This window comes from Duffyella gerundensis (assembly GCF_001517405.1).
Taxonomy (GTDB): Bacteria; Pseudomonadota; Gammaproteobacteria; order Enterobacterales; family Enterobacteriaceae; genus Duffyella; species Duffyella gerundensis.
Map to the genome: position 1 here is coordinate 86,692 of NZ_LN907828.1, position 24,816 is coordinate 111,507.

The 24,816-nt window shown below is 56.3% G+C and carries 22 protein-coding genes; 9 read left to right on the top strand and 13 right to left on the bottom strand.

Annotated elements, in window-relative coordinates; translation table 11 throughout:
• Positions 1-59 precede the first annotated feature (59 nt).
• Complete coding sequence (locus EM595_RS17615; RefSeq protein WP_067435833.1) at positions 60-464, top strand: hypothetical protein; 405 nt, start codon at positions 60-62, stop codon at positions 462-464.
• Positions 465-502: 38 nt separating this feature from the next.
• On the opposite strand, the gene EM595_RS17620 is transcribed toward EM595_RS17615, so the two are convergent.
• Positions 503-844: a winged helix-turn-helix transcriptional regulator gene (locus EM595_RS17620; RefSeq protein WP_067435836.1), complete on the bottom strand. Its 342-nt coding sequence runs from the start codon at positions 842-844 to the stop codon at positions 503-505.
• Between the two features lie 92 nt (positions 845-936).
• On the opposite strand from EM595_RS17620, the gene EM595_RS17625 reads away from it, so the two are divergent.
• Positions 937-1,686: an SDR family NAD(P)-dependent oxidoreductase gene (locus EM595_RS17625; protein WP_067435839.1), complete on the top strand. Its 750-nt coding sequence runs from the start codon at positions 937-939 to the stop codon at positions 1,684-1,686.
• 581 nt (positions 1,687-2,267) lie between these two features.
• On the opposite strand, the gene EM595_RS17630 is transcribed toward EM595_RS17625, so the two are convergent.
• Entirely contained in the window at positions 2,268-2,534 is a 267-nt protein-coding gene (locus EM595_RS17630; protein WP_067435842.1) for a hypothetical protein, read from the bottom strand.
• Between the two features lie 263 nt (positions 2,535-2,797).
• Here EM595_RS17630 and EM595_RS17635 point away from each other — a divergent pair, with 263 nt between their 5' ends.
• Entirely contained in the window at positions 2,798-4,528 is a 1,731-nt protein-coding gene (locus EM595_RS17635) for an Hsp70 family protein (RefSeq protein WP_231938746.1), read from the top strand.
• Positions 4,525-5,898: a J domain-containing protein gene (locus EM595_RS17640; protein ID WP_067435845.1), complete on the top strand. Its 1,374-nt coding sequence runs from the start codon at positions 4,525-4,527 to the stop codon at positions 5,896-5,898. The genes EM595_RS17635 and EM595_RS17640 overlap by 4 nt, the downstream gene beginning before the upstream one ends.
• Before the next feature lie 55 nt (positions 5,899-5,953).
• On the opposite strand, the gene EM595_RS17645 is transcribed toward EM595_RS17640, so the two are convergent.
• Positions 5,954-6,340, bottom strand: coding sequence for an autotransporter outer membrane beta-barrel domain-containing protein (locus EM595_RS17645; protein WP_082691694.1), 387 nt, complete (start codon positions 6,338-6,340; stop codon positions 5,954-5,956).
• 14 nt (positions 6,341-6,354) lie between these two features.
• Positions 6,355-9,699: an autotransporter-associated beta strand repeat-containing protein gene (locus EM595_RS17650; protein WP_162265770.1), complete on the bottom strand. Its 3,345-nt coding sequence runs from the start codon at positions 9,697-9,699 to the stop codon at positions 6,355-6,357.
• Positions 9,700-10,360: 661 nt separating this feature from the next.
• On the opposite strand from EM595_RS17650, the gene EM595_RS17655 reads away from it, so the two are divergent.
• Positions 10,361-11,569: an aldose 1-epimerase family protein gene (locus EM595_RS17655; RefSeq protein ID WP_067435853.1), complete on the top strand. Its 1,209-nt coding sequence runs from the start codon at positions 10,361-10,363 to the stop codon at positions 11,567-11,569.
• 98 nt (positions 11,570-11,667) lie between these two features.
• Here the strand turns inward: EM595_RS17655 and EM595_RS17660 are convergent, their stop codons facing one another.
• On the bottom strand, positions 11,668-13,098 hold the full coding sequence (locus EM595_RS17660) for a 6-phospho-beta-glucosidase (protein ID WP_067435856.1): 1,431 nt from the start codon (positions 13,096-13,098) through the stop codon (positions 11,668-11,670).
• A gap of 32 nt (positions 13,099-13,130) precedes the next feature.
• Entirely contained in the window at positions 13,131-14,579 is a 1,449-nt protein-coding gene (ascF, locus tag EM595_RS17665; protein WP_067435858.1) for a PTS cellobiose/arbutin/salicin transporter subunit IIBC, read from the bottom strand.
• A 296-nt stretch (positions 14,580-14,875) separates the two neighbouring features.
• Between ascF and EM595_RS17670 the strand changes: the two genes are divergently transcribed.
• Complete coding sequence (locus tag EM595_RS17670; RefSeq protein WP_157883931.1) at positions 14,876-15,907, top strand: LacI family DNA-binding transcriptional regulator; 1,032 nt, start codon at positions 14,876-14,878, stop codon at positions 15,905-15,907.
• Here the strand turns inward: EM595_RS17670 and EM595_RS17675 are convergent, their stop codons facing one another.
• On the bottom strand, positions 15,908-17,263 hold the full coding sequence (locus EM595_RS17675) for a glycoside hydrolase family 10-like protein (protein WP_082691695.1): 1,356 nt from the start codon (positions 17,261-17,263) through the stop codon (positions 15,908-15,910).
• Positions 17,264-17,848: 585 nt separating this feature from the next.
• On the opposite strand from EM595_RS17675, the gene EM595_RS17680 reads away from it, so the two are divergent.
• Complete coding sequence (locus EM595_RS17680) at positions 17,849-18,598, top strand: helix-turn-helix transcriptional regulator (protein WP_067435864.1); 750 nt, start codon at positions 17,849-17,851, stop codon at positions 18,596-18,598.
• Here EM595_RS17680 and EM595_RS17685 read toward each other — a convergent pair.
• Both EM595_RS17685 and EM595_RS17690 read right to left on the bottom strand, forming a co-directional pair.
• The gene (locus EM595_RS17685) at positions 18,570-19,202 is read right to left on the bottom strand and encodes an acyl-homoserine-lactone synthase (RefSeq protein WP_067435867.1); all 633 of its coding nucleotides are present in this window, start codon (positions 19,200-19,202) and stop codon (positions 18,570-18,572) included. The two genes, EM595_RS17680 and EM595_RS17685, sit on opposite strands and share 29 nt — an antisense overlap.
• 191 nt (positions 19,203-19,393) lie before the next feature.
• The gene (locus tag EM595_RS17690; protein WP_067435869.1) at positions 19,394-20,137 is read right to left on the bottom strand and encodes an SDR family oxidoreductase; all 744 of its coding nucleotides are present in this window, start codon (positions 20,135-20,137) and stop codon (positions 19,394-19,396) included.
• A 165-nt stretch (positions 20,138-20,302) separates the two neighbouring features.
• Here EM595_RS17690 and EM595_RS17695 point away from each other — a divergent pair, with 165 nt between their 5' ends.
• Complete coding sequence (locus tag EM595_RS17695; protein WP_067435872.1) at positions 20,303-21,238, top strand: AraC family transcriptional regulator; 936 nt, start codon at positions 20,303-20,305, stop codon at positions 21,236-21,238.
• A gap of 10 nt (positions 21,239-21,248) precedes the next feature.
• Here the strand turns inward: EM595_RS17695 and EM595_RS17700 are convergent, their stop codons facing one another.
• From EM595_RS17700 to EM595_RS17710, 3 genes are all read right to left on the bottom strand, one after another.
• Positions 21,249-22,265 carry an AI-2E family transporter gene (locus EM595_RS17700; RefSeq protein WP_067435875.1) on the bottom strand — a complete coding sequence of 339 codons (1,017 nt, stop codon included), beginning with the start codon at positions 22,263-22,265 and terminating at the stop codon, positions 21,249-21,251.
• A gap of 146 nt (positions 22,266-22,411) precedes the next feature.
• Positions 22,412-23,137 (bottom strand): HPP family protein, encoded by a 726-nt coding sequence (locus tag EM595_RS17705; protein ID WP_231938747.1) that lies wholly within the window; start codon positions 23,135-23,137, stop codon positions 22,412-22,414.
• 147 nt (positions 23,138-23,284) lie between these two features.
• Positions 23,285-24,016 (bottom strand): YoaK family protein, encoded by a 732-nt coding sequence (locus EM595_RS17710; protein ID WP_067435880.1) that lies wholly within the window; start codon positions 24,014-24,016, stop codon positions 23,285-23,287.
• 281 nt (positions 24,017-24,297) lie between these two features.
• Here EM595_RS17710 and EM595_RS17715 point away from each other — a divergent pair, with 281 nt between their 5' ends.
• Complete coding sequence (locus EM595_RS17715) at positions 24,298-24,591, top strand: VF530 family protein (protein WP_067435883.1); 294 nt, start codon at positions 24,298-24,300, stop codon at positions 24,589-24,591.
• On the opposite strand, the gene EM595_RS21185 is transcribed toward EM595_RS17715, so the two are convergent.
• Positions 24,572-24,745: a hypothetical protein gene (locus EM595_RS21185; protein ID WP_157883932.1), complete on the bottom strand. Its 174-nt coding sequence runs from the start codon at positions 24,743-24,745 to the stop codon at positions 24,572-24,574. The two genes, EM595_RS17715 and EM595_RS21185, sit on opposite strands and share 20 nt — an antisense overlap.
• Positions 24,746-24,816 lie beyond the last annotated feature (71 nt).

Consider the following 24,816-nt stretch of genomic DNA (forward strand, 5'->3'; position numbering starts at 1 on the left):
CTACGACATTCTGACCCACAGCGGTCAGCCTGCTGCAACCTGACAATTAAAGGAGCCGTATGCGCTCAGAAGCTGAACTGATTGCCCATCATAGCGTTGTTGAACTGCATCAATGGATTGAGGAGATTTTTACCGGCCGCACCGATCGTCCGTCGGCGCTGGAGAACCTGATGAGCAGCTTCAGCCGGGAGTTTCGTATGGTGACCACCGCCGGTCAGCACGTTGGGCTGTGCGATATTGAGACGCTGTTTCGCACGCTGGCTGGCGCACGTCCCACGCTGCGCATCGCCATTAATGAATGCGAAACCCTGCTCAGCAGCGACGACAGCGTGGTTTGCCGCTACAAAGAGACGCATCACCGTGAGGGCGAGAGCTCCAGCCGCCGATCGCTGGCGGTAATCGATATCATCGACGGTCAACCGATGTGGCGCTTTTTGCAGGAAACCGCGATCGCTGCAGACTGAACAGGCCAGCATGTACCACACCTTTGGACCGTTGCAATCTAGCCCTTGCCCGCACGCCGATCCAGCGCCGCGGGCATGCTGGCTCGATTAGCATTTCCCCATTCGCAAAGCGGCTGCAACGCCCGCGCCAGCGTGCGGCCAAAATCGGTAATCGTATATTCCACTCGCGGCGGCACCTCCTGAAAATCATGCCGGGTCAAAATGCCATCCTGCGTGAGATCGCGCAGCTGTTGAATCAGCACCTTTTCACTGATCCCTTCCGCCAGACGCTTCAGCTCGCCAAAGCGGCGCGGGCCATATTGCAGATGAAACAGCAGGATCGGCTTCCACTTACCCCCGATATAACGCAGTGCCACGTCGAGGCCACAAACAGGTTCCATGATTTTTCTCCATACTTACCTTTTGGTAGGTACTAGTTTACAGGAAAGTAAGAAATTACACTCGTTTCTCACCTCTTCATGCGGAGAACATCATGGGTAAGCTGACAGGAAAAGTTGTGGTTATTACCGGCGCCAATAGCGGCATCGGTCTCGCATCGGCTAAACGCTTTGCGGGGGAGGGCGCACGGCTGTTTCTCACCGGGCGTCGCGCCAGTGAACTTGAGCAGGCGGTAAGCGACGTCGGGCACGGCGCAACCGGCATCGTCGGTGACGTATCAAAGCTGGCGGATCTCGATCGGCTGTTTGAAACCGTTCGCCAGCAGGCCGGGCAGATTGATGTGCTGTTTGCCAATGCCGGCGGCGGTGACTTTGCCGCGCTGGCGGATATCACCGAAGCGCATTACGACCGCATATTTGATACCAACGTCAAGGGCACGCTGTTCACCGTACAAAAAGCGCTGCCGTTGTTGAAGGATGGCGGTTCCATCATCCTGACCGGCTCAACCAGCGCCACCACCGGCGTGCCTGCATTCAGCGTTTACAGCGCCAGTAAAGCGGCATTACGCAACTTTGCTCGCGCCTGGATTCTGGATCTGGCTCCGCGCAAAATTCGCGTTAACGTGCTGGTGCCCGGCGCGACCGCTACGCCAGGCTGGCACGGTTTGTCCTCAGATGCAGCGATGAACCAGCAGATGGTGCGCGCGGTAGAACAGAGCACGCCGTTGGCCCGACTGGCAGAACCGTCTGAAGTCGCCGCCGCCGCGCTGTTTCTGGCTTCTGATGACAGCAGCTTTGTTAACGGCAGTGAGCTGTTCGTCGACGGCGGCGCGGCGCAGATATGATTAAGTCAGTTTCTGACAATGCGCTCGCCTGGCTGATTGAGGTAGCCTGACGCGCGCTAACCTGCTGCCGAATTCCGGCGGCGGCAGGTGCCGCTTTGTATAGCGAACAGTTAAGCGTGACGTCTGTTTATTTCATCCGGCATCAAAAAGTGTGTCAGCAATTGATGCAAAAAATAATCAATTACATCACTCATCCTAACCTCGCGAAATATCATTTCTAACTTATCCTGCTTTTCTTCTTTTAATTTAGCTTAAGGTAAGCAGCATTCCCGCCTTAATTGAAACGGTTGCTGTAACAGAGTCTGTCACATGGTTGTTGAGGATAATGTGGTGTGATCAGCCACATTGAAAAGCCCTCCAAGAGTTTTTGTTAGTGGCTAAAGAGGTGAGGGTAAACCGATAAAATCTCAAGGCCGTGGGAAGACGCTCGTATCAAGATGTGCCTCATATTAAATTGGCCAACGTGGCTAATTCGATGTGCGATAACTGAAAAGATGTGACATTCCTACCAGTATATCGCGCCTCAAAACCCAACAACCAACAACAACGGCCTGAGCAACCAAGCCTCATTAAATCCTCCCTCAGTGAACCCTTTCCACCACCGAAGCCGAACAGGCTGCCGGGCGCTGGCTGTGCAGATACTCATACAGCAGCAGCATGCCAACCGGATTAGCTTCCAGATTTTCACAGTCGACGTGCAGTTTCTCCAGCAGATCTTTTCTCAGCTGGGTGGATGAAACGCCTCTGTGTACCGCTAACGCCTGGCATAGCTGGCTGACGATGGCGCATTTCACGCTAAGCGGCAGAGCAGGATTATAAATTTCAGGAATGCAGTGCGTTTGTTTCATTACGCTCTCCTCATGGCAGGGTAAATCTGCTGTGATGATCTGGCGACTGCTTTAAAACTATCCAATTTCTGCTGTTACCACAATACCGCTTGCTGAAACCCCAACCCTTATCACAAAGCCGTTGCCAGCCTTGATCGCATCAGGCAACCGCGCCCGACAATCCACGCTAAAGATCTCCCGCTCACAGACGATAAACAGATTAATCACCTCATTAACTTTCCACAGGTTGTTCAATCGTCCGCCAGAGTGACGCAGGCGCGGCGATGAACAGCCGTCGCATTCAGGGAGTACGCATGGCAGCCAGGCAGGTAGCAGGAATCGATCTCGGTACCACCAACAGCGCGGTGGCAGTGTGGCAGGATGGCAAATCGCAGCTGATTGCCAACAAACAGGGTGCGCTGTTAACGCCGTCGGTGGTCGGGCTGGACGATCAGGGTAACCTGATCACCGGCCAGCTGGCGCTAGCCCGTCTTAGTACCCATCCGCATCTCACGCAGGCAAGCTTTAAACGCTTTATGGGCACCGAAGCCACGCTCAGGCTGGGAACGCAAACCTTTCGCGCCGAAGAACTCTCCGCCATTTTATTGCGTCAGCTAAAAGAAGATGCCGAGCGCTGGCTTGGTCAGCCGATTGTTGATGCGGTGATTACCGTACCGGCGTACTTCAACGACGTACAACGGCGCGCGGTGAAAACCGCCGGTACGCTGGCCGGTCTTAACGTGCTGCGCCTGCTGAACGAACCTACCGCGGCCTCGCTGGCGTTTGGTCTGCTGGAAAACCGCGAGCAAAAATACCTGACCTTTGATTTAGGCGGCGGCACCTTTGATGTTTCGATCATCGACATGTTTGAAGGCGTGATCGAAGTGCGTGCCAGCAGCGGCGATGTCCAGCTTGGTGGTGACGATTTCAGTGAAGCGATCTGTCAGTGGATGCTCAATCAACAGCCGGAGTTTAAAGCCGCGCTGCCCGCCGTGAAACCGCTGCTGCTGGAAGAGGCTGGCCGACTGAAATGCCTGCTGAGCAGCGTGCCGGAAGCCACTGCCGAGCTGTACTGGCAGGAGAAAACCTGGCGCTGGACGATGAGTGAAGAGGCGCTTGCCCACTGTTGCCAGCCGCTGATCGCCCGCTTGCAGCAGCCGGTGATGCAGGCGCTCCACGACGCACGCTTTGCCCTGCACGATCTCGATCATGTGCTGCTGGTCGGCGGCGCAACGCGCATGCCGCTGGTACGTCAGGCGGTAGCACGGCTGTTTGGTCGCTTTCCGCGGCACGATCTGCATCCCGATGAAGCCGTGGCGCTCGGGGCGGGCGTGCAGGCGGGCATGGTGATGCAGGACGCCGCGGTGGAAGATATCATCCTCACCGACGTCATGCCGTTTTCGCTCGGCGTGGAAACGGTCAAGGAAAGCTATGGCAAACAGGAAGAGGGGTTTTTCCTGCCGCTGATTGAGCGCAACACCTGGCTGCCGGTGAGTAAAAATAAAATACTGTATACCGTTGCCGACAATCAAACCCACGTGCTGCTGAAAATTTATCAGGGCGAAGGGCGCCGGATTACCGATAACGTCTATCTCGGCGAGATGAATATCGACATCCCGCCGCGCCCACGCGGTGAGGTTGCCCTTGACGTGCGTTTTACCTATACGCTGGATGGCCTGCTGGAAGTGACCTGTCAGCATAGTGACAGCCCGAGCGCGGTCAGTATGGTGATTGAAAAAGTACCGGGACAGATGAGTGCCGAGCAGATCGCGCAGAGCCTGCAAAAGCTCAACGACCTGAAGCGTCATCCGCGCGATCGTCAGGAGAACCGTGAACTGTTGCTGCACGGCTCGCGGCTGTTCGCCTTTCTGCTGGGCGAAGAGCGCGCGTGGATAGATAACGTGATGAGCGTATTTGAACAGGCGCTGGAGAGCCAGGATGAGCGGCGGATCGCTGACGTTCGGCAGAAGGTGGAAGAGGCGCTGGCACAGTTCGAAGAGAGGGCGCCACGATGAATGGCTGGCAGGTGCTGGGCATTGAACCCACCTCCGATGAATCGCTGATCCGCCGCGCCTATGCGCGCCTGTTGAAAGTACATCGACCGGACAGCGATCCCCAGGGTTATCAACAGCTGCGTGAGGCGTTTGACTGGGCAAAAAATCATGCCGGTGCGGCTGAGGCCGAACCCTATACTCAGCTGCAGCCTGTCGCCGAATTGCAGGATAGTGCGATCGACTGGCCGGAAGAGATCGCCGAACCGCACGATGAGTCGTCGCATACCGTGCCGCAGAGTTACGCGTTTTCCGTCATGCCGCTCTACAGCGAGCAAGAGATCGCCGAACTGGCCACCGCCCTGGTGGAAAAGAGCGCGCAGAATTTTCCTGCGCTGCAGAGGTTGCATCAGCGCGTGAGCGAGGAAGGCAATCTGCTGCAGCAACAGCAGTTTCATCAGGATCTGGCGGCGTCGCTGGCAGAACAGCCAGGGCTGCAGGACTGGCTGGTGGAACAGGTCAGCGAACGACTTGGCTGGCAGCTGGAGAGCTATAACAGCGGTCATCTGATACCCGAGACGTTACAGAGGGCACTGGATGAACGCGTGCGCGCCACCGAAGCGGAAAAAGCCTGGCAAAAGCTGATGGCCGAGCAGCGTCACGCCGGTGGACAGAGCGGCCTGGCGCTGAAACTACTGTGCAGCGATCGCGCCGCCGCGCCGTTCTGGATCAGGCTGGTGCCGGGCTTGCTCGATAAGATGTCGCAGCAGGTTAACCAACTGTGGTCGACGTTCCCTGATCTGATAGATCGCCTGAATCCCGCCATGCTCGATTTTTTGCGGGAGCGGCCTCGCGCCCTGAACTGGCAAGGGGTGTTTTTACTGGTATTCTGGGGCGTGGTGCTGAAGTGGGCATTGCCGCAGGGCGGTCTGCTGTCGCCCATTGGCCTGGCCATCAGCGGCGTGGTGATTTACTCCCTCTGGCTTTATGACCTGATGCTGTCAAGCCTGCGGCGATCCTGGTTGATGAAGCTGCTTTTAGTGTTGGATTCGCTGTTCTGTTCGCTGCTGCTGCTGGCACTTTTTGTGGGTGTGCTAATGCTTGCCAGCAGTGTTGCGCCGCCTAAAGGCGAAAGTATTGGTGGCTTATTGCCGGTGTTTATCATTGCGATTGAATTGCTGGTGCTGTGGTCTGTCTGGTCAAAGGCGGTTCCCGGCCTGCGTCGTCCCGGCGTAGCGGTGGCGCGCTTGCTGTCCAGCCCGTGGCGGCTGTTGAAGGTATTGGATTTTGAAACTATCGGCTTTGTGCTGGTAAGTGTGTACTCAATGTTCTGTACCGTGCTGTTGAACAAGCTGCTGAATCAGCTGCTGGCATTTATCGCCTGGTTGCCCTAAATGCCAGATATGAAGAAAAATCCCCCGCACACCGCAAGGTGCCGGGGGTGATCGATCAGAAGCTATACCGCAGGCCGACCGCAGCCTGATAGCTGTCGCGATCCTGCAGGCCAGAGGTTGACGTGCTGGTCTGATAACCCAGGTTACCGTACAGCTTCAGAGCCTGCGTCAGACCGGTCGTCACACCAGCATCGGCGCTGACTCTACCGCCCGAGGACGCCAGCGGTGCGCGGTCAAGATCGTCATACACCGTTGTCGCTTTGCCTTCCCAGTCCTGCCAGTAGTTCAGACTGACGAACGGCTCGACAAAACTGCCAGAACCGGTCTCAACGTGCCACTTCGCACGCAAACCCACACGGCCGGTCAGGCCAGAAACGTTGCCGAACGCCACGCTGCTCTGATGATCCTGCGCCTGCTTAAAGCGAGTCTGCTGCCAAATCAGCTGCGCCTGCGGCTCTAAAGTGAAACCCTCAGAGAGAGAGAGGAAAGGGCAAACGGGTAACCCGCTTCCAGCGAGGTGATAAAGCCGTAACCTTCCGCATCAAGACGACCCGAGGCGCTTTCCGCCGATCCACGGTAGCGGGTGATCTGCGCGGTGGCATCCAGCCAGGCTTGATCATCAGTGCTGTGTGTCCAGTACAGGCCCAACGCCGTGGCATTCAGTTTTACCTTGCCGGTGTCAGTGCGCACATATTGCGTACCGGCATCATTGGTTACCAAACCACTGACCGACACCGCTGCGCGACTCTGACCGACGTAAAAGCCCAACCGATCGTGATGGCCGGTAATAGCGCTTTGCTGCCAGAGGTCGGCACCGAGCTGCAGCCCATCCACTGAACCTTTGGCCGATGGTGCGGCATACGCCTGCCAGGAGTGATCGATATTGGTGGCGATCAGGCGCGTCCAGAAGCTGGTTTGGCGTGGCTGGTCGCCGTTGATCAGCATCGCACCGTCGCCGCTACGCTGATCGCGCGTGCCGAGCGTCAGCATGCCCAGTTCGCGTGCCATCGGCTGCACCACGCCGTAAGTGGCAATGGCCGGTCCGATCACCGGATATTCACCTGCAGGCAGCACCGACGATGGCGGCGTGAGCGGCAGCGTCGTACCGGTGCGTGGCGCATCCGGTGGTGTCACGGGATTAATCGGATCTTCAGGCAGAAGTGGCAATGTTGGATCTTCAGGCACTTCAGGATCTTCCGGCGTTACTGGCGTAATCGGATCGGGATCCACCGGGATTTCTGGCTCAACGATAAACTGATTGCGCAGATACCAGCTCTCCAGGTCCTGTTTAGCGAGATCGCCGCGGAAAAGGCGGTAGCTCAGCGCACCGCTGCGCGTCTCACTGGCGAGGCGAAACGCATCTTCTTCGCTGGTGGCACCGTTGATCGCATCGATAATACGGATGCCATCTTTCTCGGTGTAAACCTGGCCGCTGCCGGTGTTGTTGATCGCCACGCGCGTGGTGCCGCTGGCGTGCCCGCTGTCCAGAATCAGCCGGTCAGATGGCGAACCATCGCCGCCCAGTTCGGTGTTCAACACCAGCAATCCATCATCACCCACGTAATTACCGCTGACGGTCAGCGCATGATAGCCCGTTGCGCCGATGCTGCCAGGGCGTACGGTTCCGGCATTGTTGAGGTCAGCAAAAATCTGACCGTTGCCGGAGAGCGTGCCGCCTGCGGCCACCGAGGTCGCCGACCGCAGCGAACCGTCCAGCTGCAGCGTGCCGCGCTCAATGCGCGTTTGCCCGCTGTAAGTCTGGTCTCCGGCTACCACCAGCGTGCCGGAGCCAATCTGCACCAGGTCGCCGCTGCCGCTGATCGGGTTGTTAACGGTGTACACATCGCTGCGACTGAATTGCAAAATGCCGTTGTTGTTGATCGCGCCGGTGATGCTGCCGTGGGTGCCATCGTTGCCGAGTTGCAGCGTGCCATTTGTGATGTCGGTACCGCCAGTCCAGCTGTTATCCGCAGTAAGTACCGTGGTGCCGCTGCCGTTTTGCGCAAAGGCACCTTCGCCAGAAATCACACCAGGCAACAGCGTAGTATCGGCACGGTTGACCAACAGTGCGCTGCCGGCAGAAAGCTGCACATCGGCATGCAGGTTACCCGTGCTACCGCCGTTGCCAATCTGTAGCTTACCGTTTTCCAGCGCGATGCCACGGGCATTGGTGACATCGCCGGTCAGAATAGTGGTGCCGCTGCCTCTTTGCACAATATTGCCGTCGCCGGAGAGGGTTCCGCTCAACACCACGTCATCGGCGCGATTAAAAATCAGCGTACTGTTGTTGACGATGTCACCCGCTACGCTGCCGGTAGTGCCGCCATCGCCGAACTGCAGTGCGCCTTGCTCGATAAAGGTGGTGCCGCTCCAGCTGTTATCGCTCAGCAGCGTGAGCGTGCCATCGCCGGTTTTATGCACCGGGCCGCCGTCACCGCGCAGAGCGGAAGCGAAAGTAATGTCATTGCCATTGCTGTTGAGCACGCCACCGCGCGCATCCACCACCAAACGGGTGGAAAGATCGCTGCTGTTGCCGCTGTTCCACTTCAGGCCGCCGCCGTTTAAGGTGATATCGCTGCTGCCCAGATTGCCGGCGTCTGAAAAAGCGATCTCGCCTTCGTCGATACGCGTGCCGCCGCTGTAGCTGTTGTTGGCGGTGAGTTCCAGCGTACCGAGGCCGGTTTTAATCAGCGATCCGATACCGCTGACCACGCCCTCAATGGTCATGGTGGCCTCTTTGCCTTCGCTAAAAAAGCTGCCATTGCCCGTCAGCAAAATATTGACGTCAGAGCGCATATTTTCATCCGCCGCACGGTTGGCCAGCGTGCCTGCGTTGAGGGTAATCTGCCGTGTGCCATTGCCCTCTCCGGCAAGGATAGTCGCCGCGCGTACCATAGCGTCTTCGGTCACCATCAGCGTGGAGGTCACCCGGCCAATACCGCTGACGATACCCATGATGATGTCGCCAGCATTGACCACACCACCGCGGCTGACCTTAAACTCCGCGTTGGTGCTGCCATTACCGGAAGTGCGGGTATCTTCACCCAGCACGACCCTGTTGACATCAAGCTGACCGGCTCCCATCCAAAAATAGCCGTTGGCGTTACGCGCACCATACTGGCCCAGCGCAACATGCAGGATGTCGACTTTTGCATCCAGCGTACCCGCCGTAGTATTGAAGGTGCCGGTGCTGTCGCTGTAGTTACTGTTTACGCCCGGTGCCAGATCAATACGTTCTACCGCATCAACGCCATTGCTGCCGCGCAGGCGTAAATGTCCATCAGTGATATCAGGGTCAAACCTCAGCGTACCGTTGCCCTGATTGGTGCCAATCTCAATGGCATCGATATTGAAGGTATTAGCGCGGCCCATTTCAAGCAGGCCATAGTTAGTGGCGCCACTCTGCACATTGCGGCTTATCGTCGCCAGGCCCAATTTTTTCGCGGTAATCACATTGCTTTCACCGGCCAGATTCAGCACGCCATCACTGCCGTTGCCCGATAGCCCCTCGCGGCGGCCTGACACAATCAGCTCGGCGTCCGCGCTGTCGAACACAAAATGTGATAACCCACTCATATCCAGCCTTGAGGTATTGGCCTCACCGGATCCAAGCAGGAAATCACCGCCGTTATAGATCAGCGTGCCGCCGGTGCCGCTGACAGTGCCGGTCACGCCATCCCCCACGACAATGCTTTGCACTTCGCGCGTGGTTTGCTCCAGCTCTTCAGTGCGTTCGGTCAGGAATTCCAGCGCTTCCGCGCGTGATTCCGTAGGCGAAACCGCAACGAACAGCGAGAGCATGCAGGCAGTCAGGGCATTTAACCTAAAAGCAGTTTTTGTTGTGGTCAGTGCAGGCTGCGTTGGTCTGCCTGTGAGGAACAGCGGATGTTTTTCCATGGTGTCATTACCTGAGAAGGGTCTGTTAGCAAAAATGGGGTGCGTAAAAACAGGACCAATCCTAGGGTTTTTAGAGAGAGGTGGTAACAGGATTCTGTCTTGAATTTTGAATTTATTTTCATAGCCTAAAAAAAGAATAAACCTCAAAATACAGTAGATTAAATAGAAATAGCCAGTCAGGGAAATTTCCTCTCTTTGCTTTTCGCCGCTTCCTGAAAACTTAAACAGCAGAACGTTAATTGAGACATTTCTTGCTGTTGAAACAGCGAAGTTTCAGCCTTGCGCACATCATTCGCTTCGCAAATCACATCGACCGCACACCTGTTAAGCCGCCAGTAAAAAGAGCCGGAACTAAAGCTGAATCGCGTAAGGCTGCTTGATGAAAAACATCACTTCCGGTGATGAAATCGTAAATCTATTGCGGTTTATCTGTGATTCACCGCGCATTTTTGCATCTGATCCCGCCCTAATTCCCGTCAGGTGAGAAGCATCACATTCCTGAACCGCCGCAATCAGTAGATTTGCCTTTAGTGATGTAAAAACGATTCAGCAAAAGGGATAAAAAATGAAAACCAAACTGGCGTTAACGGTACTTGCAGTGATGATTTCCGGTTCGGCAGCGGCAAAAACCTGGGTGCTGACCAGCGCTGAACAGGGCGTGGAGCAAGGAAACTGGAAGATTTCCAGCCAACAGCTGAAATTCCAGGGCAAGCCGTTCAGCATTGAGCAAAAAGTCCTGCACGGCGGTAAGCAGGAAGGCAGTAAAATCATCACCCTTACCAGTAAAGATGGGCTGACCATCACCCTCAGCCCGACGCGCGGTATGAATTTGCTGCACATTGAGGGTTTTGGCTCACGTATCGGCTGGGATTCGCCGGTGAAAGAGGTGGTTAACCCGGCCAATATTAATCTGGAAAGCCGTAACGGGCTGGGCTGGCTGGAAGGTTTCAACGAGATGATGGTGCGCTGCGGCTACGAATGGACCGGCCATCCGGTTACCGCCGATGGCCGCCTCTACACGCTGCACGGCAAAGCGGGCAACACGCCAGTTTCACAGGTGGAAGTTGAAGTGGCTGACGCCGCGCCGCATGAAATTCGCATTCGCGGGCTGATCAAAGAGAGCACCTTTAAAAAGGCCGATCTGCAGACGCTCACCGAACTGCGTTATGTACCCGGCAGCAACAGCTTCAGCCTGCATGATGTGCTGACCAATCATGCCGACTATCCGCATGATTATCAGATTATTTATCACAGCAATGTCGGTACGCCAATTCTGGAAGAGGGCGCACGCTTTATCGCGCCGATGTCCGATATCAGTCCGTTCAACGATTACGCTAAAACCGGCCTGAAGAACTGGCAGACCTATCTCGGCCCAACCAAAGGCTTTGATGAGATGGTGTTTAATATCAAGCCGCTCTCGGATGACCAGCATAAGACGGTTGCCGCGGTGGTGAATAAACAGGCGGATAAAGGCGTGTCGATTCAGTTCGATACCCAACAGCTGCCGGTGCTGACGCTGTGGAAGAACACCGACACGCTTAAACAGGGGTACGTTACCGGCATGGAGCCGGGCACCAGTTACGCCTATCCGGTGACCGTTGAGCGTGAGCAGAAACGCGTGAAGCAGCTGGAGCCGGGTGCCAGCACCGCGTTTGATTTGACCTACACCTTGTTGCACAACGCCGATCAGGTTGCGGCGGTTGAAAAACGCATCAGCACGATCCAGGGTGACACCAAACTCACCGAGACAGAAACGCCAATTGCCAGCGAATAAATCCGTTTAACCGCTCTCCCGGCGTGCAGCCTGCGCGCCGGAAAAAATCATGCCCGCCGATGTGACAATCCGCGCGGGCATCATCCTGTGAACCGCGTTTAGTCGAGGTCGCGACCGTTGCTGGCGATCACTTTCTTATACCACCAGAACGATTTTTTACGCAGGCGCGCCAGCGTGCCGCCGCCGAGGTCGTCGCGGTCGACGTAGACAAAGCCGTAGCGCTTGCTCATTTCACCGGTGGATGCTGCCACCAGATCGATGCAGCCCCAGCTGGTGTAACCGATCACCGGCACGCCATCCTCAATCGCCTGCGCCATGGCGCGAATGTGTTCACGCAAATAGCTGATGCGATAATCATCGTTGATCTGCTGATCGGCAGTGAGTTCATCGCGGGCACCCAAACCGTTTTCCACCAGAAATAGCGGCTTCTGATAGCGGTCATACATCATGTTCATGGTGATGCGCAGACCCAGCGGATCGATGCCCCAGCCCCAGTCGCTGCGCGGGACGTGCGGATTGGTCAGCGATTTCACCACGTTAGCCGCGCTGCTGTTCTGCTCGTTCATCTCCGCCGACGCGCAGCGTGACGCGTAATAGCTGAAGGAGACAAAGTCGACGGTGTTGCGCAGAATCTCTGCATCTTCCGGCGCCATCTCAATGGTGACGCCTTTTTCACGAAATACGCGCGCTGCATAGGATGGATAAGCACCGCGCGCCTGCACATCAATAAAGAACAGGTTTTCACGATCCTTTTCCAGCGCCGCCCAGACATCTTCCGGCTTGCTCGACCACGGATAGAAGTTCCCGCCCGCCAGCATGCAGCCGACCTGGTTTTCCGCGTTGACCTCATGGGCGATGCGCGTTACCAGTGCGCTGGCCACCAGTTCGTGGTGCGCGGCCTGATATTTCACCTGCTCGTGGTTTTCATCCGCTTCAAACACCAGACCGGCGCCAGAAAAGGGGCTGTGCAGCAGAATATTGATCTCATTAAAGGTCAGCCAATATTTCACCAGACCGTCGAACGCTTCAAAACAGGTGCGTGCGTAGCGGGCAAAAAAGTCGACCATTTTACGGTTGCGCCATGAACCGTACTCAATCACCAGGTGCATCGGCACATCGAAGTGACAAAGCGTCACCAGCGGCTCGATGCCATATTTGCGGCACTCCTCGAACACGCTGCGATAAAACGCGATGCCTTGCTCATTGGGCGTCAGCTCGTCGCCATTGGGATAGAGGCGGCTCCAGGCAATAGAGGTACGAAACACGGTAAAGCCCATCTCCGCCATCAGGGCGATATCTTCCTTATAGCGATGATAAAAATCGATCGCCTGATGGCTGGGATAATATTCATCCTCGCGCAGGGCAAAACGTTTTTCCAGGCCCAGCTTGACCGGCATGCGGGCAGGGCCGTGCGGGATCATATCCACCGTGGTCAGTCCTTTGCCGCCCTCGCGATAGCCGCCTTCAGACTGGTTTGCTGCTAAAGCGCCACCCCATAAAAATCCTTGCGGAAATGTCAGTTCAGACATAAATAACCTCAATAAACGTAACGTGACGCCGATCAGCTGGCGCTGACGGGCTTAACGGTTTCTGGCGTGCCGGCAGAGGCACTGACGCTGGTGGGCGCGGTTTCCGGGATATCCTCAAAGCCGAGGATCAGCGTCAGAATGAACGACAGCACCACCGACAGTACCATCACCGCACCAACCCACAGAATGCTGGAGGGATTTGCCGGATCGAAGAACTGCACGCTGGTGAACAGCCCCGGCGACGCCATTGAATGGCTGGCCAGCCCGCCGATTCCGGCGACCGCGCCGCAGATAAACCCGCTGATCAAACAGGCGATCAACGGGCGTTTCAGACGAACCGCCACGCCATACAGCGCCGGTTCAGAAATACCGGCAACGATGGCAGACGCCGCCGCGGCCAGCGCCGTCTGACGCAGCTCACGGTTTTTAGTTTTAAACGCTACCGCCAGCGACGATCCGCCCAGCGACAGGTTGGCACCAATTTCCGACGGCATCACCATGCCTTCTTTACCGGTTTCCGCAATGGTCTGGATAATGGTTGGCGTAAAGACGCGGTGCATACCGGTCATCACCAGCAGTGGCCAGAGCGCGCCCATGATCGCCACCGACAGCCAGCCGAGATAGCCGTGAATGGTGTAAACCAGCGCGGAGATGCCGCTGCCGATCCAGATGCCCAGCGGGCCAATCAGCACAATGGCAATCGGTGCGGCGATCAGCACAATCAGCATCGGTTTCAGGAAGTTTTTGGTGACCGCAGGCGTAATGCGATCCACGCCATGCTCGATGTGCGACAGAATCCAGGTCATCACCAGCGCCGGAATCACGGTGTAGGTGTATTTCACCGCGGTCACCGTGATAAAGCCGAACTCCACGTGTTGCCCCTGCGCCGCTTTCGCCATCAAATCAATGAAGTTTGGATGCAGCAACACGCCGGCAATGGCGATCGCCAGCGACATATTGGTTTTGAATTTCAGCGCCGCTGACGCCGCCACCATCACCGGCAGGAAGAAAAAGGCGCCGTCGCCCATCACGTTGAGAATGATCAGCGTTGAAGAGCCTTTCTCCAGCACGCCGCTCATCTCCAGCACCATCGCCAGCAGTTTGACCATCGAACCGCCGATGATCGCCGGAATCAGCGGCGACATGGTGCCTACCAGCGCATCGAGAATACCCGCGCCAATGCTTCGCGGGGTGATTTTGCGCTTCACCGGCTGCGCAGGGGTGCCATCAATATTGCCAAGACTCAGCACCGCCTGATACGCCTTGCCAACGTTGTTACCGATGATCACCTGACACTGCGCATCGTTGTGCACCACACCCATCACGCCGGGAATGGCTTTCAGCGCGGCGCTGTCGATTAGGCTGCTGTCCTTGAGCACAAAGCGCAGGCGCGTCATGCAATGGGTCAGCGCCTCAATATTGCCCAGGCCGCCCAGCGAGCGGACGATGGCGGGCGCGACTTCTGAATAGTTGGTAGACATGGTTGTCTTCTCTGAATGAATGTTGGCAGATGCGCATGCCGATACGGCAGGCGGCTCCAGCACCGCGTCACGCGTTAATGCAACGCTGTACGAATATCGAACATGAGAAACCGGTTTCACAAAATCATGAACAGTTACGACTAACCCAGCAATAGTTTTGAAATGCTTTTTCAATTTGTGTGAATGCGATCACTTTGTGAGCCAAACGCAGCGCGGCGACGCGATGATTAAAATATCCCAATCAATGAGCGCGTTAGGTAAACTGCTGGCCTTGCGGTAGGAAAATGGGAAACGCGATGGCAACCATACTGGAAGTAGCAAAGAAAGCGGGCGTGTCGAAAGCCACGGTGTCGCGCGTGTTGTCAGGCAACGGCTATGTCAGCGAGGAGAAAAGGGCACGGGTCACGCAGGCGATCGCCGAAACTGACTACCGGCCCAATTTGTTGGCGCGCAACCTGTCGGTAAAATCGACGCAAACCCTTGGGCTGGTGGTCACCAACACGCTCTACAGCGGCAGCTACTTCAGCGAGCTGATGTCACAGTCGGCGCGCATTCTGGAACAGCAGGGCAAGCAGCTGATTCTGGCGGACGGCAAACACAGCGCCGCCGAAGAGCGCGCTGCCATCGACTTCCTGCTCGATCTGCGCTGCGACGGCATCATGATCTATCCGCGATTTTTATCGATTGATGAAATGGACGACATTATTTCGCAGCATAAGCAGCCGATTCTGGTGGTAAACCGTCGCCTGCGGCAACACGGCAGCTACTGCATCTGGTTTGACCAAAAAGCATCCAGCATGGCGGCGGTGAATACGCTGATTGACCTGGGACACCGCGACATTGCGTTTATCACCGGCTCGCTGGATTCACCGACCGGTATGGAACGCCTGGCGGGCTATAAAGCGGCGCTGACAGAACAGCATATTAGCGTCAATCCGGCGCTGATTGCCGAAGGGAAATGGCACGGCGAAAGCGGTGCGCAGGCGGTGGCGCAGTTGGTGGACAGCGGCGAGTCGTTCACGGCTATCGTGGCCAGCAACGATGAAATGGCCATCGGTGCCATCAAACAGCTCTCGCGCCTGAATATTGCGGTGCCGGGCGAGGTATCGGTGATCGGCTTTGATGACATTCCGCTTGCGCCTTATATCATTCCGTCGTTGAGCAGCGTCAAGGTGCCGGTAACCGACATGGTGCAGGAGACCATTCGTCAGCTACTGGCGATGCTCGATGGCGGCGAGCTGCGTAAGCCCGACACCTTTGCGGCCCGCATCATCATGCGTGAATCCACCGCGCCGGGACCATGGTTTGGCGACCGCGCCGACGCGTAATTATTCTCCCCAGCGCGAGCGCAGATAGCGCACCGCATCCTCAGTTTGCGGCTGGTTAAGGTAGTTTTCCCGGAACAGAATGGTGCCGTTGATTTCAGGTAAGGCGTCGTTCAGATCGAGCTGTTTTTTCAGCTCCGGCACGCCACCGCCGACCGTCCAGTCAGGTTCATTTTTCGATGCCGCACCCACTTTATACAGGGCTACACCAATATAGAGCCGGGTGTGGGTTGGCCTGACAACGTTGGCCCACCATCGTGCTAACACGTCATAACGCGCCGCCTGACGCGCAAAAGGCCAGTAGAGCTGCGGGGCGATGTAATCCAGCAAACCCTGTTGCACCCAGCGGCGGGTATCCGCATAGGCCTCATCGTAGGCCGCCGCACCACGCGTATCGGAACCGGCAGGATCCCACGAAAGATTGCGCCATACGCCGGCTGGGCTGACGCCAAATTCCACTTCTGGCTTGAGTTGTTTAATCGTGCGTGAGACCTGCTCAATCAGCAGCTGGGTATTGTGGCGCCGCCAGTCCGCTTTTGAGCTGAATCCCTGACCCCAGGTTTTAAAGCTTTGCGCATCATTTAGCGCTGAGCCGGGCGTTTCCGCGTAAAAATAGTCATCAAACTGCACGCCATCAACCGGATAACGCGATACCACTTCAGCCACGATACTGGTGATCCAGTCGCGCGCATCGGGAATGCCGGGATCGAGCACGTAACGATCGCCGGCGGTACGAATCCAGTCGGGATGCAGCACAAACACGCTGGCAGGGCGCAACGATAAGGTGCGGTTCAGTTCGGCAACGGTGGAGGGTTTGGTATTGACGGCTACGCGATAAGGGTTAAACCAGGCGTGAACTTTCATGCCGCGTTTATGCGCTTCATCAAGCATAAACTGCAGCGGATCGTAACCGGGATCGTCGCCAATCTTACCGGTGAGCATATCGGACCACGGCAGAATCTTCGAGCGCCACAGCGCCGTGCCATCCGGCTTGACCTGGAAGAACACCGTGTTGATGCCGAGGGTTTTTAGCTTATCCAGTTTAGCGATCAACGCCTGCTGCTGTTGCGCGATGCGCTGCGCCGCGCTGCTGGCGGTGACGGAATTCACCGGCGGCCAGTCAAGCCGGGAAACGGTCGCCAGCCAAACACCGCGCACCGGTTGCTGCGGCGTTATTGTCGGTGTGGTGGGTTTCGCTGGCTGCGCTGGTCGCGTCACCGCAGGCGACGGTGTCACCAGCGATGGCGGCGGCGCAGAAGAACAACTGACCAGTAAACAGGCCAGCGCGGTGAGCGCGGCGCGCGCGGTCACGCCGGTAGCGGCATTCAAAGGGGGCAGGAGAGTGATAGTGAACTCCATTTCTGGCTGAGCGGCGCGGAAAGATGGACATTCTCTTATTATCACCGTTGATGTCAATCACTGAGAGACCCGGGAAAACAGCGCAGTAGCGCAGACGGGCAGAGACAGGAAAAACCATCGCCTATCCAATTTAACATAATGATGATTATACGCACCGGTGCGTCAACGCCTGGCGGGGTAACCGGCTACAGGAATTCATGTTGGGATCGGCGGATCAAGATTTGTCTTGTTAAAAATGGTGCGGAATTGGGTGGAAACAGAGACAGGCGTATCGATTCGCTGACAGATTATCCAGACGTGATTTACTGGCTTTCAGGCGTTGAAAGATCGATTAAGAGGTGTAGTATAGCGAGCAAAGAAACCGGCCATCGGTAGCTATTGTATGCACCGTCTGGCCGGCAGTTTTTCCCTGGTGTTGGCCGTATTGGCAACCTGACTGTGATGGTCAGGTTTTTTTTCAATTCGACTGCGAGGGATTATAGTGGATGGATTCAAATTCGTAAGCTGTACTTAAGTACCTGACCATCCTGAACTTAAGTACAGGTTCTTGTCTCACAGGAAGAAACGGACCTTCAGGAAGCGTGCATGATTTCAGTTTTCAATAATAATCAGGTGCTCACAGACACACTTCGAAACTATATCGATCGAAAACTATGTCTTCCTGGCAGCCCGGAATACGCCTACACGGTCGTAAATAAGAAAAATCCTTCAGAAACCCTAATAATTTCCAGTTATCCGGATGAATGGGTCGATCTCTATCGTACCAACAACTTTCAGCTGACCGATCCGGTGATCCTCAATGCGTTTCGACGCTCTTCGGCGTTTGCCTGGGATGAGAACATCACCCTGATGTCTGACCTGAAATTCAACAAGATTTTCTCGCTCTCCCGTCAGTACAACATCGTCAACGGCTTCACCTTTGTGCTACACGATCACTTCAATAATCTGGCGCTGCTGTCGGTGATTATTGGCAGTCCCGAGCAGGAAGAGCTGGAGAATTATCTCTCCACCCATCGTGGCGTTTTGCAGACCCTGTTGATTGATATCAACGAGCAGATGTACCTGCTGGCGCAGTCGGTATCATCGGGCAGGAAGAAAAGCGAAGAGAATACCAACCGCCCTATTTTTACCCCGCGCGAAAACGAGGTGCTGTACTGGGCAAGTATGGGCAAAACCTATGGTGAAATTGCCGCCATCGCCGGTATTTCCGTCAGCACGGTGAAATTTCATATGGGCAACGTGGTGCTCAAGCTGGGAGTAAGCAACGCCCGTCAGGCAATTCGACTGGGCGTTGAGCTGGATTTAATCACGCCGTCAGACACAGCGGCCAGGTAAGCGCCGACGCTGCCGACGCGTTGGGATGGGCCAACAGTTTTGCCGCCATGCTGTGCTGATCGGCTTCACCGGTGGGCAGCCACAACAGATAGATACTCTCCTGCTCGCTCAAAAAAGCCTCTTTCAGCGTGGTAAACCGCCAGCCGGACCGCTTCAGAATGGTCAGCATCGGCCGACTGACAATCGTATGAATTCCCGCATAGCCGTTGTGCCGCGCCCAGTTAATCATCGCCAGAAACAGCGCCTGACTCACCGGATAGCGTTCGCCTAACAGCGTGCGCGCCCGCGTTTTATCGACAAAAAAGCGACTCGATTCAATGCCGTCCGGCGGCAGGGTCATCTCTTCAAAACAATGCCGAAAGGTGTGGGTGATCATATTTGGCTGTTCGAGGCCGGTAAACCGCACGCTGCACACCAATTGCTGCTGGCAAAAGCCAAGAATATAGCGGGTAGCAGGATTATCGAACTCATCAAATTCCATGTCTTGTTTGCACACCACGTCCCATCCGAGGCGATCGCTGAACGTTTTTTTTCTCAATCGGTAAAGCTCATGAGAGTGTTTACCGGTCAGCTCATCATAACTGACGTCGAAAAGTTCAAGCATTCCGTCATCCTGTGATTCATCATAAAAGCGGTTTTATTCCAGACCGGCATTCTACAATTATTTTTATCTGACGGGATTGAATCAACGCAATGAACTAATGTTTTTTTCTTATGCCTGCCCCATAGACAACATCGAAATGTCTAATCCAAGGGAGCTGCCGGCGATCCCTGACCGGTTTTTTCGCAAAATGATTAATAAGGGCTGGCGGTGGGTCGCACGATTATCTCACTGATATCGACCTCATCCGGCTGCGCAATGCTCCAGGAAATAGCGCGCGCAATGCTTTCCGGCTTCAGCGCTATTTTTCGAAAGGCGCGCATCGCGTCACGTGCCGTATCGTCACTGATGGTCTCTGCCAGCTCCGATTCCACCACGCCGGGCGAAATCACGCTGACGCGCAGATTATCGTGCTCCTGGCGCAATCCCTCAGAAAGTGCGCGCACCGCATATTTGGTGGCGCAGTACACCGCCGCGGTGGGTGACACGCTGTGCGCACCAATCGACGCAACGTTAATAATGTGGCCGCGCTGCTGCGCCTGCATCACCGGCAGCACCGCGGCGATACCGTAGAGCACACCGCGCACATTGACCTCCAGCATACTTTCCCACTCCTCGACCTTAAGCGCAGCCAGCGGCGACAGCGGCATGATACCGGCGTTGTTGATCAACACATCGATGCGGCCATATTTCTCGATCGCCAGATCGGCCAGCTGTTGCAGATCGCCGCGTCGGCGCACGTCGGTTTCCAGAACATCGACCGTCGCGCCCTGCTCGCGTAGCTGCTGAGAGAGCGCGTCAAGGCGTTCACGACGGCGGGCACCGAGCAGCAGAATGTGCCCTTCGGCGCTCAGCAGGCGCGCGGTCGCTTCACCGATGCCGCTGCTGGCACCGGTTAACAGAATCACTTTTGCGGTAGTCGAGTGTAATGCAGACATGATCATCGTCCTCATAGGTTGTGAGGCTTCAGAGTAGGCAGAGTGCAGCAGCGGCAATAGTCCCAATTCTCTGCGAATGTTGCCTGTTTATCTCATTAGCTCAAAGAATTTGTCATACTGTCGCGTTATGCTTGCCCGATCATCTTTTATCAGGGGACCTTTTTGATGAGCGATTGCGCATTGCAGCAGCACATCTGCCAGCGGCTGATGCAGCTGGCACCGCACGAAGGCTATACAAAATCTGCGCTGGATGGCGTGCGCTTTATGCGCGCCGATCGGCCGATCGAACGCACGCCGGTGCTGTATGAGCCGGGCATTGTGATTGTCTGTCAGGGCAGTAAGCGCGGGTATCTGGCGGGGCGGGTTTATCATTATGATGCGAGACAGTTCCTGGTGTTACCGGTGCCGCTGCCTTTCTGGTCTGAAACCGACGCCACGCCGGATGCGCCGATGCTGGCGATAGCCGTGCGCCTTGACTTGACGCTGGCTGCGGAGCTGTTGCTGCTGCTGAATGACAGCGGCGAGTCGGTGTCTGCCGCGCCGGAAGGCATGATTTCCACCCCGCTCAATGCGCCGCTATTTGATGTCGTGCATCGGCTGGTGATGGCGCTCTCATCGCCGCTGGAAACCCACGCGCTGGGCGCCGCGCTGATCAGAGAGCTGCACTTTCGCGTACTGATGAGTGAACAAGGCGGCGCGGTCAGGGCGGCGCTGGCGTATCAGGGCTATTTTGGCCGCATTTCGCAGGCGCTAAACCATATTCATCAACAGTGGAAAAGCCCGCTCAACGTGCCGCTGCTGGCGGCGAAAGCGGGCATGAGCGTGCCGCGGTTTCATCATCACTTCAAGGCGGTGACCCACACCTCACCGATTCAGTACATCAAATCGGTGCGGCTGCACCAGGCGCGGTTGATGATGATTCGCAGTGACATGCCCGCCTCAACGGCGGCGCTGGAGGTGGGCTATGAAAGCGCCTCGCAGTTTAATCGTGAATTCAAACGTTTCTTTGGCCGCAGTCCCGGCGAGGAGTCGCGCCGGATGAAGCATGCGCTGGCATTGCTGCCCGCGACAGAACTGGAGTCGCAGGCGTTATCGCATTAGCAGCGGGCTACTACAGCACCTTCAGCGCCTTGAGTTCGGCTTTCAGATAAGCGTAATAGATCGGCGCGGCCACCACGCCCGCCAGGCCAAATGCCGCTTCAAACAGCAGCATAACCAGCAGCAGCTCCCAGGTTTGCGATTCAATGCGGCTGCCAAAAATTCGTGCGTTGATAAAATATTCAAGCTTATGCACAAAGATCAAAAAGCCCATCGCCACGCCGCCGGCACCGAGGCTAACCGACAGCGCAATGGTAACAATAATGATATTCGAGATCAGATTACCGATGATCGGCAGCAGCCCGCACAAAAACGTAATGATAATGACCGATTTCGCATAGGGTAAATGGTGGCCCAGCAGCGGCATTACCGCATAGAGGAAAAAGGCGGTCAGCAGGGTGTTTACCGCGGCCACTTTAATCTGCGCCAGTACCACGTTGCGAAATGCAGCGCGAAAACGTCTGACGCGCTGTTGCAGATGATAAGAGAGCGGCGCAGAAGCAGCATGTTCACCGCCCTGACTCAGCGACACCACCACCGCCAGCACCAGGCCGACAAACACCATCGCCATGAAGTGTACCGCGCGTTGTCCCAGCGCCTGAATCACCGTTACATTGCGCTGCAGCCACATAAAGAAGTCATTCTGAATATCGTTATAGCTTTGCGGCAGATAATCGCCCAGCACCGGCGACAGCGTACGCTGCGCTTCCTGCAGCATGCTGTTGGTTTTGGCATAGAGGTCGTATTCGTTGGCGAAATCTCGCGTCAGCACGTTCCAGGCACCGGCCACCAACAGCACCAGCGAGGCGACCACCAACAGGCTGATCAGAAATACCGCAATCCAGCTGGCAATCCGTGTGCGCACCAGCCGTGAAATATGGCGGCTGAGGCTGGTAATAATTTCATAGGCGATCATGCCCGCCAGCAGGCAGGACATCAGCCGTAGCGGAAAGGTTAACAACAACAGCGCCGCCGCCAGGGCGAAGCTGACATATTCACAGTACCTGCTCTTGTTCTCAGATTTGATCACACTTCACCTTCTGGTTTTTATACGGTTCTTATATCGGCGCAGCGACGCTCCGCTGTAGTGATAAAGGTCATGAAAATGTAGCTGATTTTCGCTTTCTCATCCTGCACCGCCTGCGGCGGGCAGGCGAGTTCGGGTGAAATACATTCTTACCGCGCACGGCCCGCCTGCCGTCTGGCGGCGATCTGTTCGGCGCGGGTCAGCAGATCGCGGGCGTCGTCTTCATCAATGTCGAGCATTTCACCGCTGAGCAGCGCCTCATGCAGATCTTCACGCGAGATGGGATAAGGCATCGCCACAGGCGCCGGGCCCGGCACCGGGCCGGGTAAATGCGGATAGCGGCGGCCGCTGAGATGATTGAATATCACCCCAACCAGCACCAGCATTACCGAATTGAGCAGCACCGGCGCCAGCACAAACTGATAGCCAAGCGCGTGAACCGTTGGGCCGCCAAAAATGGCGGTGACCGCCACCGCGCCGCCGGGCGGATGCAGGCAGCGCAGCTTGTGCATCAGCGCCATGGCGATAGCGCCCGCCACGCCGCAGGCTACCGAAGGATGCGGCAGCAGATTGCCCACCGTAATGCCGACCACCGCGGCAAGGGTGTTTCCGCCAATTACCGACCACGGCTGCGCCAGCGGACTGGCAGGCACGCCAAATACCAGCACCGCCGAGGCGCCCACCGGCGCGATAAACCACAGGTTCACTTCACCTAAAATCCAGTGGCACAGCAGGCTGGTCAGCATAAGCCCCAGCCCGGCACCCACCGCCGCAATCACAATTTGTTTACCGCCTGAAGCCAGCGGCTGTGGCCAGAAGCGCAGCAGAAATTGTCCTGCTTTGCGCGTCCATATCATTAATCTATTTTTCGTCATCAACCCTGTTACATTCGAGGTTTGCGGCTAAGAGGCGGCGATTGTGCTTGAGCTGCCCCGCCGAACAAATCGGACCAGTTACAGAAAGCGAAGTGCTAGCGAGAGTAAAAGGCAAGAAAATGGGCCCGCTGCGGCGCGGGCCGGGGATTAACCGGTGACGCGGGCAGCGGAACGCATAGTGACAACCGTGAAGTAGAGCGCAATGACAAACAGCGTCATACCCAGCACGATCATGGCGTTGAAGCCGTAGGCGTTAAACAGCAGGTAGCCAGCGATACAGCCGGTCAGGAACGAAAAGATGGTGGTGAGATGGGTGTGCAGCAGCTTCTGGTGCAGACGACGCTCCGCATAGGGCGCGTGGCTGATGATCGCCGAGATAAAGGATCCCAGCGCAATGCCCGCATCGGTGAGCGTGCCGGTAACGTGCGTCGAGCGCACGCGGCCATTAGAGAGCTGGGTGGACGTAGAATTGTGCACGCCCATCAAAAATCCCAGCAGCATCAGAATTTCACCGTTGTTCTTCGAGGAGAACAGCAGAGTTTCAAATACCGATGCGAGGGTTAAAATCACCCCTTCCACCATCAAAATCAGACAAAAGATGGTGCGCAGCTTCTTCTTTAGCCCGCCGATGACCACAAAGCGTGCGGTCATCGAGCCGACGATAAATGCCAGAATCAACGTGGCGAGGTAAAGCAGCCCCTGCCAGTCGGCACCGGAGACTTCAGTGGAGATCTGCGAGGCATTGCCGGTCATGTGAGAGGGAAAAAAACCAAAGGCACCAAAGGCCATGGCGTTTAATACGCCTGCCGTGGTCGCCAGCACTAAAGCCAGATAGCGGTCTTCAGTGTGCGACCGCGCTTTCTTCTTTTTTATCAGCATTGTAACCCCCTGGGTCTGAACGGACAGTGACGTAATCGGGCCGCTTGCGCGCCGTCATACTGTTGAGCATAGAACTCAGACCAGCGAAAAGGCAGATTAGTGCAAAATAAAGCTGTGTTAAAATGTTGATGTCAGTGACTTTTATCAGTTTATGTCTGCTAATTCTTAATTAGTGTAAAGGGCGCTGCCGATAAAATCAGGCCGTCAGCGGGTCAACGAGTTGCGCTGCGGCGTCAGCCCAGTAAGATGTGCACACTTTTCAGAAGCTCACGGAACAGATTATGACCGCTCACACTTCAAACGATCCGCTGCACGGCGTCACGCTGGAAATGCAGATAAATGCGCTGGTGGCGCGCTTTGGCTGGGCGGAGCTTGGCAAGCGCATCAACATTAACTGCTTTAAAAGCGATCCCAGCGTGAAATCGAGCCTGAAGTTTTTACGCCGCACGCCGTGGGCACGGGCCGAAGTGGAGGCGCTTTATCTGAGCTCGCTGGATGAACCTGCTGAACCCGAGCCGGAACTGCCCGCCGACAGCCCGTGGGCTAACGCTCGCCCTAAAAATCAACGCGACTAACCCATCGCAGCAGGCCAGCCGCGCTGGCCATTAACATCGCTTTGCCCTCCTCTTCTCCCTGCGCCCGATTACGGGCAACCCTGCGCCATGCTGGTGCCTGCGTTCGGGCGCGCACCATCGCCGCTGAGCCATAAGTATTCCATCTTGTATCCAAAGCCGTATCCCGCCTGAATTTCCTCTCTACAGCGCGCCGCGCCGCGCAGAGTGGCACGCTTAATGCAAATT

Excerpts from the sequence above, each read along its gene's own strand:
- EM595_RS17615 (WP_067435833.1), top strand. The coding sequence starts at position 60 with ATGCGCTCAGAAGCTGAACTGATTGCCCATCATAGCGTTGTTGAACTG.
- EM595_RS17620 (WP_067435836.1), bottom strand. The coding sequence starts at position 844 with ATGGAACCTGTTTGTGGCCTCGACGTGGCACTGCGTTATATCGGGGGT.
- EM595_RS17625 (WP_067435839.1), top strand. The coding sequence starts at position 937 with ATGGGTAAGCTGACAGGAAAAGTTGTGGTTATTACCGGCGCCAATAGC.
- EM595_RS17630 (WP_067435842.1), bottom strand. The coding sequence starts at position 2,534 with ATGAAACAAACGCACTGCATTCCTGAAATTTATAATCCTGCTCTGCCG.
- EM595_RS17635 (WP_231938746.1), top strand. The coding sequence starts at position 2,798 with ATGAACAGCCGTCGCATTCAGGGAGTACGCATGGCAGCCAGGCAGGTA.
- EM595_RS17640 (WP_067435845.1), top strand. The coding sequence starts at position 4,525 with ATGAATGGCTGGCAGGTGCTGGGCATTGAACCCACCTCCGATGAATCG.
- EM595_RS17650 (WP_162265770.1), bottom strand. The coding sequence starts at position 9,699 with ATGCTCTCGCTGTTCGTTGCGGTTTCGCCTACGGAATCACGCGCGGAA.
- EM595_RS17655 (WP_067435853.1), top strand. The coding sequence starts at position 10,361 with ATGAAAACCAAACTGGCGTTAACGGTACTTGCAGTGATGATTTCCGGT.
- EM595_RS17660 (WP_067435856.1), bottom strand. The coding sequence starts at position 13,098 with ATGTCTGAACTGACATTTCCGCAAGGATTTTTATGGGGTGGCGCTTTA.
- ascF (WP_067435858.1), bottom strand. The coding sequence starts at position 14,579 with ATGTCTACCAACTATTCAGAAGTCGCGCCCGCCATCGTCCGCTCGCTG.
- EM595_RS17670 (WP_157883931.1), top strand. The coding sequence starts at position 14,876 with ATGGCAACCATACTGGAAGTAGCAAAGAAAGCGGGCGTGTCGAAAGCC.
- EM595_RS17675 (WP_082691695.1), bottom strand. The coding sequence starts at position 17,263 with ATGGAGTTCACTATCACTCTCCTGCCCCCTTTGAATGCCGCTACCGGC.
- EM595_RS17680 (WP_067435864.1), top strand. The coding sequence starts at position 17,849 with ATGATTTCAGTTTTCAATAATAATCAGGTGCTCACAGACACACTTCGA.
- EM595_RS17685 (WP_067435867.1), bottom strand. The coding sequence starts at position 19,202 with ATGCTTGAACTTTTCGACGTCAGTTATGATGAGCTGACCGGTAAACAC.
- EM595_RS17690 (WP_067435869.1), bottom strand. The coding sequence starts at position 20,137 with ATGTCTGCATTACACTCGACTACCGCAAAAGTGATTCTGTTAACCGGT.
- EM595_RS17695 (WP_067435872.1), top strand. The coding sequence starts at position 20,303 with ATGAGCGATTGCGCATTGCAGCAGCACATCTGCCAGCGGCTGATGCAG.
- EM595_RS17705 (WP_231938747.1), bottom strand. The coding sequence starts at position 23,137 with ATGACGAAAAATAGATTAATGATATGGACGCGCAAAGCAGGACAATTT.
- EM595_RS17710 (WP_067435880.1), bottom strand. The coding sequence starts at position 24,016 with ATGCTGATAAAAAAGAAGAAAGCGCGGTCGCACACTGAAGACCGCTAT.
- EM595_RS17715 (WP_067435883.1), top strand. The coding sequence starts at position 24,298 with ATGACCGCTCACACTTCAAACGATCCGCTGCACGGCGTCACGCTGGAA.